The sequence below is a fragment of the Burkholderia sp. Se-20378 genome (assembly GCF_017104665.1).
GTDB classification, from domain to species: domain Bacteria; phylum Pseudomonadota; class Gammaproteobacteria; order Burkholderiales; family Burkholderiaceae; genus Burkholderia; species Burkholderia lata.
Window position 1 is genome coordinate 1 of sequence record NZ_JAAGPG010001111.1, and the last position, 1,276, is coordinate 1,276.

Here is a 1,276-nt window from a genome sequence, read left to right on the forward strand (position 1 = left end):
CCCAGCGCGCGTGCAGCGTATCGGCGAGCGTCGGCGCGCGTCCGAGCGCGCGCAGCGGATGCTGCGGCGCCGCAACGATATGGCTGCGATCTTCCCAGCGGCACTCGGGAATCGCGACGATCTCGTCGGTGTCGGGCCCGTGCGCGGACAGCGCGAGATCGATCTCGTGCTTGTTCAGCCCTTCCGCGAGCCGGTCCCACACGCCTTCGATGATCTCGACGCGCAGGTTCGGCCAGCGGTCGAGCACGCGGCCGACCGCGACCGGCAGCACGAGGCTCGCGATGCTGCCCACCGTGCCGACCTTGATCGTGCCCTTCGCGAACCCGCGCATCGCGTCGAGCTCCTCGCGCGCATGCTCGGCCTCGTGCTGCAGCAGCGTCGCATGCGGCAGCAGCGCGTCGCCGAACGCGGTGAGCTGCACGCCTTTCGAATGGCGCTCGAACAAGGGCGCGCCGACCTGGTCCTCGAGCCGTTTCAGGATCCGGCTCAGTGCCGGCTGCGTCACGTGCAGCGCGTCGGCTGCGCGGCCGAGGCTGCCGCACGCGACGATCGTCGTGAAGGCGCGCAATTGTCGGAGATCGAAAGTCATGTCGGAATGGTATGGCTTATCGCAAAAAATACAGTATCGGTGAATGGCTTGCGCTTCGATACTGTGGAAACCGTCAAGCCATCGAGGAGCGCCGAGCATGTCCGGCCATCTGCACCCTTCCACCGCATCGATCACCGTTCGCGATGCGGTGATCGACCTGCTTCGCCAGTTCGGCATCGACCGCGTGTTCGGCAATCCCGGCTCGACCGAGTTGCCGATGTTCCGCGACTTCCCGGACGATTTCCGCTACGTGCTCGGCTTGCATGAAGCCGTCGTGGTCGGAATGGCCGACGGCCATGCGCAGGCCACCGGCAATGCGGCGGTCGTCAACCTGCATTCCGCGGCGGGCGTCGGCAACGCGATGGGCAATCTCTTCACCGCCTTCAAGAACCGCACGCCGCTGATCGTCACCGCGGGCCAGCAGGCGCGCGCGATCCTGCCGTTCGACCCGTTCCTCGGCGCGACGCAGGCTGCCGAGCTGCCGAAGCCGTACGTGAAGTGGAGCATCGAGCCTGCGCGCGCGCAGGACGTGCCGGCCGCGATCGCGCGTGCGTATCGCATCGCGATGCAGGAGCCGCGTGGCCCGGTGTTCGTGTCGATCCCGGTCGACGACTGGGACCAGCCGGCCGAACGGCTGCCACGGCGCGACGTCAGCAGCGTCGTGCGGCCCGAGCCGGACGCGCTCGC

2 protein-coding genes are annotated in these 1,276 nt (G+C 68.2%); one reads left to right on the plus strand and one right to left on the minus strand.

Annotated elements, in window-relative coordinates; translation table 11 throughout:
* Window positions 1-589, minus strand: a 589-nt coding sequence (locus G3N93_RS40445) for a LysR family transcriptional regulator (protein ID WP_206135571.1), incomplete at its 3' end; no start/stop codon positions are given.
* Between the two features lie 97 nt (window positions 590-686).
* Between G3N93_RS40445 and G3N93_RS40450 the strand changes: the two genes are divergently transcribed.
* A partial coding sequence (locus G3N93_RS40450) for a thiamine pyrophosphate-binding protein (protein ID WP_277396619.1) occupies window positions 687-1,276 on the plus strand: 590 nt, incomplete at its 3' end.